The 14,127-nt window shown below is 62.3% G+C and carries 11 protein-coding genes; all 11 read right to left on the bottom strand.

All coding sequences use genetic code 11. The annotated features are described in order from the left end of the window. Positions 1-26: 26 nt before the first annotated feature. The 11 genes from AC2GXZ_RS21295 to AC2GXZ_RS21245 all read right to left on the bottom strand — a co-directional run bounded on the left by AC2GXZ_RS21295 (position 27) and on the right by AC2GXZ_RS21245 (position 14,063). Positions 27-677: an HD domain-containing protein gene (locus AC2GXZ_RS21295; protein WP_483761201.1), complete on the bottom strand. Its 651-nt coding sequence runs from the start codon at positions 675-677 to the stop codon at positions 27-29. Continuing rightward, positions 674-3,421 carry a DUF2339 domain-containing protein gene (locus tag AC2GXZ_RS21290; RefSeq protein WP_483761200.1) on the bottom strand — a complete coding sequence of 916 codons (2,748 nt, stop codon included), beginning with the start codon at positions 3,419-3,421 and terminating at the stop codon, positions 674-676. The genes AC2GXZ_RS21295 and AC2GXZ_RS21290 overlap by 4 nt, the downstream gene beginning before the upstream one ends. Positions 3,422-3,760: 339 nt before the next feature. Next, on the bottom strand, positions 3,761-4,582 hold the full coding sequence (locus tag AC2GXZ_RS21285) for a mechanosensitive ion channel family protein (protein WP_483761199.1): 822 nt from the start codon (positions 4,580-4,582) through the stop codon (positions 3,761-3,763). 126 nt (positions 4,583-4,708) lie between these two features. Next, entirely contained in the window at positions 4,709-5,224 is a 516-nt protein-coding gene (locus tag AC2GXZ_RS21280) for a tyrosine phosphatase family protein (RefSeq protein WP_483761198.1), read from the bottom strand. Beyond that, complete coding sequence (locus tag AC2GXZ_RS21275; protein ID WP_483761253.1) at positions 5,221-5,802, bottom strand: YfbR-like 5'-deoxynucleotidase; 582 nt, start codon at positions 5,800-5,802, stop codon at positions 5,221-5,223. Before AC2GXZ_RS21275 ends, AC2GXZ_RS21280 begins: the two co-directional genes overlap by 4 nt. A gap of 32 nt (positions 5,803-5,834) precedes the next feature. Beyond that, entirely contained in the window at positions 5,835-6,683 is an 849-nt protein-coding gene (ygfZ, locus tag AC2GXZ_RS21270) for a CAF17-like 4Fe-4S cluster assembly/insertion protein YgfZ (protein WP_483761197.1), read from the bottom strand. Between the two features lie 90 nt (positions 6,684-6,773). After that, a complete protein-coding gene (locus AC2GXZ_RS21265; RefSeq protein WP_483761196.1) occupies positions 6,774-7,859 on the bottom strand; it encodes a siderophore-interacting protein in 1,086 nt (361 codons plus the stop codon). Beyond that, positions 7,856-9,856 (bottom strand): Fe(3+)-hydroxamate ABC transporter permease FhuB, encoded by a 2,001-nt coding sequence (gene fhuB / locus AC2GXZ_RS21260; protein WP_483761195.1) that lies wholly within the window; start codon positions 9,854-9,856, stop codon positions 7,856-7,858. Before fhuB ends, AC2GXZ_RS21265 begins: the two co-directional genes overlap by 4 nt. After that, positions 9,840-10,715 carry an ABC transporter substrate-binding protein gene (locus tag AC2GXZ_RS21255; RefSeq protein ID WP_483761252.1) on the bottom strand — a complete coding sequence of 292 codons (876 nt, stop codon included), beginning with the start codon at positions 10,713-10,715 and terminating at the stop codon, positions 9,840-9,842. Before AC2GXZ_RS21255 ends, fhuB begins: the two co-directional genes overlap by 17 nt. 127 nt (positions 10,716-10,842) lie before the next feature. Further along, positions 10,843-13,032, bottom strand: a complete 2,190-nt coding sequence (locus AC2GXZ_RS21250; RefSeq protein ID WP_483761194.1) for a TonB-dependent siderophore receptor — start codon at positions 13,030-13,032, stop codon at positions 10,843-10,845. Between the two features lie 146 nt (positions 13,033-13,178). Beyond that, a complete protein-coding gene (locus AC2GXZ_RS21245) occupies positions 13,179-14,063 on the bottom strand; it encodes a helix-turn-helix domain-containing protein (RefSeq protein ID WP_483761193.1) in 885 nt (294 codons plus the stop codon). Positions 14,064-14,127: the final 64 nt, after the last annotated feature.

The raw sequence follows: 14,127 nt of genomic DNA, 5'->3' as shown, positions 1-14,127 counted from the left end.
TTCGTTTCCCTCAAATTTCGTCCCCGTCAAATCTCATCGAGGAACATGTCCCGGATCTGCTGCAGCCGCTCATGCCTTTGTGTCGCCAGCGCCCGCCCTGCCGCGGTCTGGAACCCGTCGGCGAGCTTGAACAGCTTGACCTCGAAATGGTCGATGGCAAAGCTCTTGTCGTCCAGCAGCCTTTGCTTGGCAAGGGGATCGACCGGATCGTAGAGGCCGGATGCCATCCTTCCGGCAATATAGAAGCAGCGTGCTGCTCCCACCATGCCGATCGCGTCCAGCCGGTCGGCATCCTGCAGGATCTTCGCCTCGATGGTCTGAGGTGCGATATTGGCGGAAAACGAGTGGGTGGTGATCGCATGGGCGACCGAAGCGACCGCCTCTTCATCCCAGCCCATGCCGGAGAGGATTGCTTTCGCCTTGTTCGCCGCAAGCCGCGACGCCTGCGCCCTCAAGGGCGAGTTCTTCTCCACCGAAACGCAATCATGCAACAGCACGGCCGCCGCCAGAACCTCGCCGTTGCCGCCTTCGCTTTCATGGATGCGCATGGCATTCTTGAAGACCCGCAGGATATGCGCGATGTCATGGCTGCCGTCGTCGCTATCCGTCGCATGCGGGATAAGCTGGCCGGCAAGCGCCTCGAAAGGGCCGAAGGCGGAGGCAAGGGAAAGCGTCATGTGGCGGTATCCGGGGAATCGGTTGTTTCAGGCTCGTTGCCCTTCTTCACCAATATCCGCTGGTAGAAAAGCCCGATCCCGATCAGCACCGCGCCAAGCCCGATGAACGACACCGCTCGAAGGATGCCTTCGAGGTTCGACATGTCGATCAGGAACACCTTCAGCACCGAAATCAGCACCAGTCCGGCAGAGGCAAGCCTGAGGCTCTTGGCATCAAGCTTTGAGCCGAGCACCAGAAGACCGACGCCGATGACCAGCCAGACGACCGAATAGGTATAGGTCTCGCCCGAAAGAAATCCCTTCCAGTCGGCAAGGTTCTCGCCCTGCCAGAAACGCCGGACCGAAAGCGTCGCCCAGAGGAAACCGAGCACGGCGCCGGAAACGGCCAGCATCGCCACATAGGGCATAGGCCGCCTTTGCCGCGCCAGATAGGCGGTGAGCGCATAGGCAAGCGCCGGCAACAGGTAACCGAGCAGCAGCAGGTTGAAGAACGGCCACGGCCCGGTGTTTTCGCCGGAAAAGAACGGGTTGAGCGCAAACACATGCAGCGACAGAACGTTGGCCGTTGCCACCACGCCGGCGATCATCGAGCCGAAGCGGAACACCGGCGAGGGCGATTTAAGATCGAGCGTCATCAGGATGCCCGAAAAGCCGATGGTGATCAGCGTATAGAGCGACTGTTCGCCGAGCGTCGGTATGTCGCCGGACAGATGCCCGCCATTCATTGCGTGATGCACCAGAACCGCGATGGTGATCAGCGCCGACAAAGAGGCGAGCGCCTGCATGATGTTGCGCACACGGAAATCGGCGGAGTTGCGCAAGAGCCACGCCGAGCCGATCGCCAGCAGCGTCGGAATGCCGTAGCCGGGCAGAAGTGCATTGAGGAACGGCGTCGTGCCGAGACTGTTTTGCCCGATCAGCGTCGGCTGCCAGGCAATCCGGCCAAAGACGATGACGATCGCCGCCGCCATCATCCAAGGCAGCGCCGGCCACTGACGAATGCGCAGCGTCATCAGATAGGCAAAACCAAGAACCGAAACGAGGATCGTCGTGACGATACCGTTGGTCAGCGCATGCAGGGCCAGCACAAAACCTGCAAATGATCCGGCGACGACAATATTTGCCGGCCAGTCCGGCTTTTCCGTCTCGCTTCGGCGGAACAGCCAGTCGGCAAGGCCGAGCATGACGATCCCGATACCGAGGCCATAAAGCCCGTGCGTCCAGTCACGAAAGAAGTTGCCGAAGTTGAGGAAGGAGATGAAGCCGAGCGCCACCGGCATCGCCCCCATCAGCAGCGCCCAGACGATCGAAAATTCCGGTTCGTCGCGGCGAAAGCGCTTGAGGAAGGAAAAGCCGAGAAGGGTAAAGATCGCGCCGATGAGCAGGAAGCCTGCGATCTGGTGGCTGAACGTGGCCGCGACCGGCGCAGCGCCGCCCTCGATCGGTGCCGGCATCACGTAATCGAGCAGCGACAGCGCCATGACCAGGATGCCAAGCACGGCCCCGGCTGCAGCGGCGGTGGCTGCCCAGAACCCGTAGGCTCGGCTCGCACCGAGTGCCGCGAGCGCCGCGATGAGGGCGATGAAGGCAAACAGCGGGTCGACACCCTCCGTAGGCCCGCCGGCAATGGTCGCGAGTGCCCCAAGCATCACCATGATCGACAGCGACAGGGTGATCTTTAAAGGCGGCCGTTTGAGCAGCGCCTTCCAGCCAGAATTGCGGTTTTCGGAATAAAGGTATCCGGGCCACAGGAAGATCGTTCCGGCGATCATCGTGAGCATTGTCAGCGTCGGCGGCAACGGATCGAAATCGGTACCGATCGCCGCATAGGTCAGCACCCAGAGCCCCGTCCCGAGATTGGCGAGCGCCGGCACCACCGTCCATCCGCGGATGCGCGAGGCGGCATTGACGGCAAGCCAGGTGACGCCGAGGAAGAGAAACAGCGCGCTGACCTTCGGATCGTCGGTCGAGACCAGCAGCGGTGTGACCAGCGAACCGAGCAGGCCAAGCCCCGCCAGCGCCTGACCATGCATCAGCGACAGCGCCACGGTCGAAAGCGAAACCAGCGCCATCAGCACGAAGGCGGTACCGGGGCCGATGAAATCGTAGAAGGCATAGGCCGCAAACACCGTGCCGAGCAGGGTCACGGCGCCCGCCGCCGTCAGCGCGCCCGGGATCATCGCATTGGCATAAAGCTCGGAAATCTTCGGAAGAGCGCGGCGCCGCACGATCTCGCCGGCCGCCGTCAGCAGCAGGCCGAAAAGTGCAGCAAGCGTCAGCCTTGCCGCCGGGCCGAGCAGACCGGCCTCGATCGAATAACGGACGAGGAAAATGCCACCGAAGGCAAGGGCCACGCCGCCGACCCAGACCGGCCAGCGCGCACCGAGATAACTCTCGAGATTTTCCCGCGAGGGGCGGGGTTTCGCAGCGACGACCGCTGCGGCCTGCGCCGCATCGGTTTTGGCCTGATCCTCGCCTTGGTCTTCTCCCGGGGCTGCTTGCGCGGCGATATCGAGGTTATCGCCATTAGCTGAGGCAATCGCCTCGGCCGGTCCGGTGACTGCCGCTTGGGTGTCTGCCTCGGTGGACAGGGCCGCCGCCGGAACCGCACCTTCGGCGATCAGCCTCTTTACCTCGGCGAGTTGCTTTTCCAGCAAGTCGACACGCGAAAATATCTTCCGGTTCTGTGACACCAGGAAGAACACAAGGATGACCAGCAGGATATCGATCAGATACACGTTCACTCCCCCACGCCGGCTCTCTGCAGCTGAGCAAAAGCCTCCGCGCCGACGATTTGAATTTAGAGGAAAGGCGCTGTTAAGAAAGACCCCGACCGCAAGGCTCCACAGCCGATCAGCAATACGGGGAATAAGGCGCCGTTATGATGGGACAGCTGAAGCGGTGCTGGAGCGGTCCAGGTGTTAGAGCGATCTAAAGGTATCGGGTTCGGTCCTCGTAACCGAACCCGATACATCCTTGCCATCAGTCCCGCATGGCCCCGGTTCGTCCGCGCCCTTAAAAGGCTGCAGAGGTCCGCTCGGACCGGAACGCGCCAGACGCGCTGATGGATCGGAATTCTTCGGTCAGGCCGTGACTTCCTCCGGCCCGCCTTCCGTCGCTTTGCCGAAGGCGTTTTTGGCCGCCTTGGTCATGTCGCGGCTGACATCCCACCACTGCTTGCCATTGATCCAGTAACGCAGGGTAACCTTGGCGCTTCCGGCATCGAATTCCGACACGAATGCGCTGGGTGCCGGCGATTTCAGCACCCGTTCGTCGGCAGCAGCGAGCTTGAGCAGCCTGTCCTCGGTGCCGTCGACATCCTCGTCCGCGCCGATCGCGATGGTAATTTCGTGACGGCGGGTGCCGAGCCGGCTGTAATTGGTGATCGGTACATTCCACAGCGTCGAGTTCGGCGCCAGCCGGTAGACGCCCTCGGCGGTGCGAAGCTCGGTGGCAAACAGGCCGACATCGACGACCGTGCCGCTGACCGCACCCGTCTCGATGCTTTCTCCGACCCGGAAAGGCCTCAACACCAGCAGCATGATACCGGCGGCGATATTCTGCAGCGTGCCCTGTAGCGCCAGTCCGACGGCCAGGCCGATGGCGCCAAGCGCCGCAAGGATCGACGCCGTCTGCACGCCGAACTGCCCGAGCACCATGACGATGACGAGGATCAGTGCCGCATAGCGCACGATATTGGAGAAGAACTGCGACAGCGTCGCATCGATGCCGGAAATCCGCGACAGGCCGTTATAGACCCAGCGGCCGAGAAGGCCCGCGACCAGCCAGCCGATGACCAGCAGAATGACGGCGCCGATCACCGAGAAGGAATATTGCACGCCAAGCGCCGTGAGTTGGGCCAGTGCCGTTCGCGTCGCGACGACGAAGTCGGATGCCTGATCCATTCCGCAAGAACTCCTTTTTTTCTTGCGTCCCTAATTGGCGCTACGGGCGGGGAGGTCAAGGAAAATGCGGGAGGTTTTTCTATTTCTCTAAAGATAATAGAATTTTCAACCGCTTGGCGAAGTCCGCTACAAAAGTGCTATCGAAAACGATGCACGCCCGTCGGTCTCGGCGCCCCGGCCGATCGACTTCATCGCGGCAATCAGTTTTCCGTCGCGTTTCAGCATCCGGTCGCCGATCTCGATCAGCCGCGTATTCGGTGTGGCATGCGGCGCGACCTTGCGCAGCCGGTGGGCGAGCTCCAGATCGTCCTGTTCGGGATGAAGCGTGAGGATGGCGATCACCGCCGCTGCCGGCGAGCGGGAAACGCCCATCCAGCAATGCACGACAAGCGGCGCCGTCTGGTCCCACTCACGGACGAAATCGATCAGTTGGGCGACATGCGCCTCGCTCGGCGCAATCAGCCCGCCGGTGCCGGCAAAACCGATATCGTTCATCGCAAGTTTCAGATGCCGTTCGGCGCGGATCACGCCCGGCCGATGAAAATCCTGTTTTTCGGCAATCAGGCTCACCATTTCCCGCGCCTTGTGGCGAACCGCAGTCTCGGCAATGCTGGCAAGCGGGCAGACGACGATATAGCTCACGAGGCAACCACTTTCGCACGCTCGGCCTCGATTTCCTCGAAACGGGCGATGAACAGCTGCTGCGCCTCGACGGCGGACAGGGGGGCAAGCGGCAGCATCTCGCGCGTGATGCCGCGCGGCTGGCCGAAAATCTTGCGCGCCTCGGTCGTGTTGAAACCGGCAAGCTCGGTCGCCTCGAAATAGGCGGCGATCGTATCCGCCTTCTTGATCTGTACCTTGAGATCCTTGGCGGCATGCGGCGGCAGGCCGAAACGGATATGGATCGCGGCCTCCAGCCGCGCCTCGACGGTCTTGTAGCCCCCGCCGACCACCGATTTGAACGGCGAGATCATGTCGCCAATCACATATTCCGGGGCATCATGCAGCAGCGTCATCTGCAGCGCATCGGCGCTGGCACCCTCATTGCAGCGGCGAAAGATCTCTTCCACCACGAGGCAATGCTGGGCGACCGAAAACGCATGGTCGCCGCGCGTCTGGCCGTTCCAGCGGGCGACGCGGGCAAGCCCGTGGGCAATGTCGGAAATCTCCACATCGAGCGGCGAGGGGTCGAGAAGGTCGAGCCTGCGGCCCGACAACATCCGCTGCCAGGCACGGGCACCGGCATTGGTGCTCAAGGCTCGGCCCCTTCGGCATCCGCAGGAAAGGCGAGACCCGTCCATGCCGGAAGCTCGATCGTCACCGACGTTTCACCGGCCAGAAGCGGCACGCCCTTGGCAACCGCATCACCCACCCGGTCGATCCGCACGATCGCCAGCCCGGCTCTGTCCGACACCGATCCGAGCGTACCGACCGGCTTGCCGCCGGCGGTGATCTCGGTGCCGGGTGCGGGCAGGGCGGTCTCGGCTTTCACGGTTGCCACCCGGCGCCTTGCGGTGCCGCGATGCTGCATGCGGGAAACGACTTCCTGACCGACATAACAGCCCTTCTTGAACGAAAGCCCGCCATTCTTGTCGAGCAGCACATCATGCGGAAACGCATCCGAGAGCGCAAAATCCGCACCGGAAACCGCAAGCCCTGCCGCGATCCTGAGAGACTGATAGGCCAAGGCATCGCCATCCCCATCGCCATGTTGGCCGGGACTGCGCGACATCATGATGCCCGCCTTGGCAAATGCGCCATCGGCGACCGCGCCCTTATCTGCCTCATCAGCCCAGAACACCGTGACGCCCTCGTCGGGCAGTGCGGCGAGTTCGACGGCCGCACGCAGCTTGTACATCGTCAGGCGTTTGACCAGCGTGTCGCGCTGGCTCTCGTCGGTCTCGATGACAAAGCCGTCTTTGCTTTTCCAGATCAGGAAATCGAACAGGATCTTGCCCTGCGGCGTCAGCAGCGCACCCGGCCGCGCCTCGCGGTCGGTCAGTCCCTCGACATCGGTGGTGATCAGCGCATGCAAAAAGTCGCGCGCATCATTGCCGGCGATACGGATCAGGCAACGTGTCGGAAGATAGGCGTGTGTCATGAAAGCCGATTCCCTCTTATCCGCTTGAGATAAGTCTTCACGCCGAACGGGGCAAGCCGCAAGGCCGAGACCTCGGCGGTAGCGAAGGGATCAATCCGTATACCCGCGCCGCCAATAGGTGATGGCGCTCATCCGTGTCCGGCCCAGCCCATGCGCCTTCAGCCTCGCGCGGATCGCCTGCGCCTCGGTCTTTTCGCAGGCGGCCCAGACGAAGGTCTCCGGGCCGAGAGTATCGAGCCTCGCGGCAATCGCCGGCTCCAGCAATCCGGCCGTTCCGGCATCCTGGCCGTTGCGATACAGCCATTCGATGGAAAAATCGGCGGATGCGCAGGTGAGCACCTGTTCCTCCGCTCTATCCGCCACTTCAATGATCGCATGGATGCGCATCTCCGGCGTCGCAAGCTCGATCATCCGGCCGATTGCGGGAAGCGCGGTCTCGTCACCGGCAAGGATCAGGTCCTTCGCTTCCGGCATGCCGCCTGCACCCGGACCGAGCAGGCCGGCGCGGTCGCCGGGTCTGGCGGCAAGGCCAAACTCCGCGCCCGGCATCTTTTTCCCGCAATCCTCATGCAGCACGAAATCGAGTGTCATCTCGCAGCGATCGAGATCGATGCTGCGGATCGTGTAATAACGCACGGCGATCGCATCCTCGCCTTCCGGCCAGCCGATCCGGCCATCGGCAAGCGTCACCGGCCAGACCGGCGCCCGGTCCTTCGGCGGCATCAGAAGCCGCACATGCAGCCCGTCCACCGTGTCGAAACGGGCAGCGTCGGCGCAGGAGACGGTCAGCCGACGCATCCGCGGCGTGATGTTCTCCGCCGACACGATGGTGATCTCGCTCAGGTTGGAAAGTTTTGCCGGCTTCGGCTGGTCGGCCCATTCGAGCACCAGCGGATCATCGCCGGCAAACATGAACAGATGTTCGGCAATGATCGCCCGCGTCATCGACAGCATGTCGGCGGTCGGGCAGGCAAGGCGGATATCCAGCTGCTCGCTGACCTTGGAAATATACGCCTCGCCGATCTCGCTCGACAGGGTCACATGGTCGCCATCGCGCAAAACCTCGGCATGATCAATGAAGTGCTCGCAGATTTCCGCCAGCATGTCGTCGGCATCCACCGGAACGGCCATGCCGGTGAGGATGAACTCCCGGTGGGGGAAATTTTGAGCGTTCACGATCGTTTCTCCATGCGTGCGAGAAGCCAAAGAAGGTAAGGGCCGCCGATCAGCGCGGCAAACACGCCGACCGGGACCTGATAGGGATAGATGACGACGCGCGACAGCCAGTCGGCAAGGATCAGCATCGCAGCACCGATCGCAAGCGAGGCGAAGAGCTGCTGGCGTGCCCCGGAAAACCCGATCAGCCGCGCCAGATGCGGCGCCACCAGCCCCGCAAGGCTGAGCGGCCCGACGAGGAAGGAGGCGACCGCTGTCATCAGCGCAGCGATGACCGCAAGCGACAGCCGCGAGGCGGTCAACCCGATGCCGATGCTTTTCGACACCACCCCGCCGAGCGGCAGGATGGTCAGCCAGCGGCTCATGACGAGCAGCGGCAGGGTGAAGACGGCCAATGCGACAAGCGCCGTCCAGGCCTCGAACAGACCGGCCCGGTTGGTCGATCCGGCCATCCACATCAAAAGCACGAAGGAGCGCATGTCGCCCTGCGCAAGCACGATCGTCACGATCGCCATCGAGATCGCGCTCATGGCGATGCCGGACAGCAGCAGTCTTTCGGCCGAAAGCTCGCCGCGTGCGGCAATCGCGATCATGATCAGGAAGACCACCAGCGCCCCGACGGCCATGCCGCCAAGCATCAGCGCCGGCGAGCCGAACCCGAAAAGATAAAGCGTTGCCGCAAGCCCCGAACCGCCGCCGGCCGACACACCGAGCACTTCGGGGCTGGCGATCGGATTACCGGTGACCCGTTGCATGATGAAGCCCGCAGCACCCAGAAGCGCGCCGGCGCCGCCCGCTGCCAGAATGCGCGGCAGCCGGAAAGGAATGAGTTCGGCCAGTGCCGGCCCGACCGAAAATGCCATGCCGGTCGGCGAGGGGCCGATGGTGAGCGCCGTCAGCACCAGAACCACGATCGCAGCACCAAGGCCGATTACCCAGATGGTCGGCCGGGCAAGTCGGTATTCGGTGGGAGACGCCTCGGCCGTGACGGGTGAACTTGCATGCAGGCGCGGCAAAAGCGCCAGCAGAACCGGCCCGCCCATCAGCGCGGTGGCAGCCCCCGCCGGTGCAAGATCGTTAAAACCCGGCCCGAGCAACTGGCTGAGCCCGTCGGTCAAGAAGAGGAGCGCGCCACCTGTAAGCGGCGCTGCGATCAGCACATGACCTGTGGTGCGTGCGCCAAGACGCCTCGCAACCGCCGGTGCCGCCAGTCCGAGAAAACCAATCACCCCGACGGTCGCCGTCACCGAGGCGGCCAGCCACACGGCGAGAAGCAGGATCGCCAGCCGGATCGCCATGATCGACATGCCGAGGCTTCTGGCGCTCGTATCGTCCAGCGCCATCACATTGAGCGGGCGGACGAGGAAAACGGCAAGCACGGCACCGATGGCGAGGCGCGGGGCGAGCGAGATCACCCCCTGCCAGTCCTGCTGGTTGAGCGCGCCGGCACCCCAGATGCTGACCGACATCGCATATTCGCCGCGCGCCAGAATGAGCGTGATTGTGATCGAGGCGGCGATCATGCTGACGACCAGACCGGACACGGCTACCGTCACCGGATCGAACCCGCGCCGGAAGGAGAGCGCCAGGACGAGAAACACCGCCGCAAGCCCACCGGCAAAGGCCACGATCTCGCGCGAAAACCCGGCAAGCAGCGGCAGGAAGGTGAGCGCCGCCACCATGGCGAGCTGCGCACCCGCGGCAATGCCAAGCGTCGAGGCATCGGCGATCGGGTTGCGCAGCACCCGCTGCAAAAGCGCCCCGGCAAGGCCCAGAGCGGCGCCGCAGATGACCGCGATCACGGCGCGGGGCAAGAGGCTGTCCCAGAGCAGGATCTGCCCGAGCATTGCCGCCGTCGCCGGATCTCCCGGCACGGTCGGACGGGTGAAAATGAGCAGCGCCAGCATCGCAACGCAGGCGGCCGCGATCAGCCCGATCGTCTTCACCGGGCGCGCGGGAGACGTGGTGCGGGCGGCAAGGCTAACCGTTCCAGCCATCGGTCAGACCTTTCGATATTTCTTCGGCAAACCGCCGCGCGGCCGGCAGCGCGCCGTAAGGATTGACCGAACCAATGGTTATGACGCGTTTGTCCTTCACCGCCGGCAGGGCGTTCCAGAAGGCGCCACGTTCAAGTGCTGCGATCGCATCGAGCGGATGCGGCGGGATCATCACGATCCATGCGTCCGGCATCGAGGCGAGGCTTTCGATGCCGATCGGCGCGGTGGCGGAATAGGCGGTGGCACCCGTCCAGGCATTGTCGAGCCCGAGCCGGGTCAGGACAGAGCCGAACATGCTGTCGGCTCCGAACACCCGGTAATGCCGGGCATCGCCGAGATTGATCAAAAGCACCGGCCGTCCGTCGCCGATCGAAAGCGAGATCCGCAGGTCGTCCAGCCGGCGATTGACCTCGGCCACATAGGAGACGGCGGTCTTGACGCCGATTGCCTTGCCGACCTCGACGGTTGCCCGTGTCGCCATCACGTAAGGGTCTTCGCCTGGCAGGTAGATGGCCAGATTATGCACCGGTGCGATGCCGGAAATGAGCGGATCGGCCCAGCCATAATAGTTCGAATTGAAGATCAGCTCGGGCTTGGCAAAGGACAGCGTTTCAAGATTGGGCAGGCCGCGCAGGCCAAGATCGGCGACCGTATCCGGCATTGCCGGTTCGACGGCAACATCGCGGAACTGCCGCAATTCGGGCGCCGCGACGACGTTGGAACCGAGCGCCAGCAGCGTTTCCAGATGGGCCCAGTCGAGTGTCGCCGTACGAGGGTGGGTGGCGGCCGGGGAGGTGGATTGTCCAAAAGACATGCCCGGCCGTGCAGACGCTGCCGCAAGTGCTGCCATGCCTGTCATGAAGACCCGGCGGGAGAGCGGGACGGAAGGATGCAAATCGGTCTCCGATGACAAAAAGAAAGGCCCTCGTCGGGCCTTCCTTATAATCTTTACCTATGTTGTCAACTTACGACTTGAGGCCGCTGTCTTACCAGACCTTGCTGAGCTTGAAGGTCAGAGTACGCGCGTCGCCGTAACCGCAGGTGGATACGCCCTGGCAACCTTTGACATATTCCTTGTCGAACACGTTGCCGACGTTGAGCGAAGCGGTCCAGTCGTTCTTGGTGTAGCGAACGGCCGCGTCGAATACGGTCGCATCCGGTACCTTGTAGAGGTTCAGGCGGTCGGCATAGCTCTCGCCCTGGTAACGGACGCCGGCGCCAAGGCTGAGGCCCTCAAGCGCACCTTCGGTAACCGAATAGTCGAGCCACAGCGAAGCGGTCGTTGCCGGAATGAGCCAGGGCTTCTTGCCGATGAAGTCGGTCCGGATGTCTTCTTTCGTTTCCAGATCGGTGTAGGAGAACGAGCCGAGGACCTTCCAGTTGCTGTTGATATTGACCTTGGCTTCAAGTTCGATGCCGCGCGATTCCACTTCGCCGATCTGCTCGGCGAGGAAGGTTGCCGGATCGGTCGTCACGACGTTGCGGCGGTTGAGATGGAACAGCGAGGCGGTAAAGGAGCCATCGATGAAGCTCGGGTCGTATTTGACGCCGATCTCATACTGTTCGCCTTCTTCCGGCTTGTTGTTCGGCGTCGCGCTGACGGCGACGGTCGGGTTGAAGAACGTCCCGGCGCTGGCATAGGGCGTGATGCCGTTGTCGAACTCGTAGGCAACGCCGATGCGGCCGCTCGCCTTGCCCTCGTCATAGGTGTAGCTGTAGCTCGAAGCGCTGTAGGCCGTCGGCCGGTTGTCCGTGTCCGTATGGACGAAGTCATAACGACCGTTGAGCGTTACCAGCCAGCCATCGCCGAAGCGGACCTGATCCTGGGCGTAGACGCCGACCTGCTGCTGAGTGATCAGCTGGTTGCTGTAGACGAGGTTTGTCGGCTGGGCTGCACCATAGACCGGATCGACGGGGTCGATGGATGTGGCGCCGGTGGACGCCTGGACGTTGTCGAGCTGGTAATATTTGTAGTCGAGCCCGAGCAGCACGCTATGCTCCAGCGGGCCGGTATCGATCTTGCCTTCGAGATGGTTGTCGATCGTGAAGGTATTGACCTCTGAACGACCGGTAAAGCCGAGGCGGTTGATCTGGTAATAGCCCGGATCGGTCGGATCTGTCGTGTTGACATAGCCGTAGGCGTAAGGCGCGTTTTCGTATTTTTTCAGGTGCCCGTAGCGCGCCGCCGAGCTGATCTTCCAGTCGTCGGAAAACTCGTGCTCGGCATCGTAGCCGATCATCTGCTGCGCATACCAGCCCTTGTCGATTCCGGGTTCTCCGAGGAATGCGTCGCGATCGATCTTGCCGAACGGCGCGTTGACGACCGTTCCTTCATACGGGAAGAAGCCGTTGCCCGTATGCCGCTGGTCGAGGCTCGACATCATGCCCCAGACGTTGATCTTGGTGCCTTCATCCGGCGAAACCGTGATTTGCGGCATGATGAAACCGCGGAAATCGTTCTGGTAATCCGAATAACCCTCACCGCCGGCAACCTTGCCGGTCAGGCGGTAGCTGATCGTGCCGCTATCGCCGAGCTTGTCGGAAATGTCGAAACCGGTAAACGCGTTGGCGTCGCTGGTGATGCCGATTTCGGTGTAATAATAGGGCTCGTCGGTCGGCCGCTTGCGGATTTCGTTGACGATACCGCCAGCATTGCCGCCGCCGTAAAGAACCGATGCCGGACCTTTGAGCACTTCCACGCGCTCCAGCATGAAGGGATCGATCTGGAAGGCGCCAAAACCGTATCCGTAAAGCTGCATGCCATCGAGATAGAGGCCAGTCTGCGTCGCGTCGAAACCGCGGATATAGACCCAGTCCGTATCGGGGTCGGTGCCGAACGGCGCCGCGTCAACGCCCGGCGTATAACGGAGTGCTTCATCGATCTTGTTGACGATGCCGCGATCGGACATTTCCTGCGCACCGATGACGGACACGGCCTGCGGAATTTCGTTGAGCGGCGTATCCGTCTTCGAACCGGAGGTCGACTGTTTTGCGACATAACCCTTCACCGGACCGGTGCCGCTCTCCTGGCCTTCGCCCTGGATGACGATGGGTGCGAGCGCTGGGCTGCTTGCTGCATCCTGCGCCTGAGCCGCCCATCCGGCGCTGAGGCCGATGGCTGCTACGCCCGCCCAGAGACCCGTCCTGATGACGGAAGACTTGATCGATTTTTTCATTCTTCGCCCCACTCGCGCCGCCTTTTCATGCGGCCATATGATAAGATGAGTGGTTAACTCAGATTTCTTTGTCCCGCTTGTTGTCATGCACGGGACTTGAATGTTTTTGGGCAAAGTTAACGTCTTTGCGCATTCGCCCGCATGTTTTACGCGCAGTGTGACTTTTTCCACTGCGACGGTGCCAGGCCCACATGTTTGCGAAACACCCGGGTGAAATGCGCATGGTCGGAAAAGCCGGTTTCCGCGGCGATTGCCGTCAGCGGTTCGTCGCCGTTTTTCAACAGATCCTTGGCACGCGAAATGCGCGCATTCATCTGCCAGTCGTGCGGCGCCATGCCGGTCGACGCCTTGAATGAATGGGAAAAATGCGATTGCGATAGTCCGGCAAGCGTCGCCAGTTCTTCCAGCCTTATGCTGCGCAGGCAATGTTGCTCGATAAACTCCGTTGCCCGCTTCAATTGCCAAGGCGCAAGCGCGCCGCGCTTGCGCCTTTCGGTTCTGGCAAGCTTCATCACGTCGATCAGCAATGCCAGCGCCAGCCCGTCGCCATAAAGATCGTGCAACGGGTCGGGATTGGCGATTTCGGCGGCAATCAGTTCGGCGAGCGCCATGATCCGGCTGTCGGCAAACAAGAGCTTCGGATCCTTCAGGCGGTTGGGATCGAAATCCTCGCCAAGCCGCCGGCCGACTGCATCCGCATCGAAATGAATGTCGAGATGGCGGACATATTGCACATCCTTGATATCGACCCACAGATCCATCTCGGCCGGAATATAGGAGATTGGGCTCATGCTCGCATCCTGCGGCAGGCCGGCCTCGCGCGCAGAGCGCTTGACCGCCGGCCGGCCACGACCGCGATGGTCGAGCAGGATGAACAGGCGCGGGTCACGGGCGACATAATATCCGCCGGCATAGCTGGCGCATTCGACATCCCAAAGATCGGCGGTGATGCCGTTCCAGTATCGACGGCGCAATCCTCCGACGACGGAAAAACCCTCGATCTGATTGCGCATATTCGGCTGAAACGTCATGTCCCGACCCTGTAGCCCCGGCCTTGCTCTAAAACTTTCACAAATTTATCAAGTTTTACGCCCG

This window comes from Aliirhizobium sp. YIM B11859 (assembly GCF_057163345.1).
Note: the sequence above shows the minus strand (reverse complement) of the source record. Positions and strands in the feature narration are given on the sequence as shown.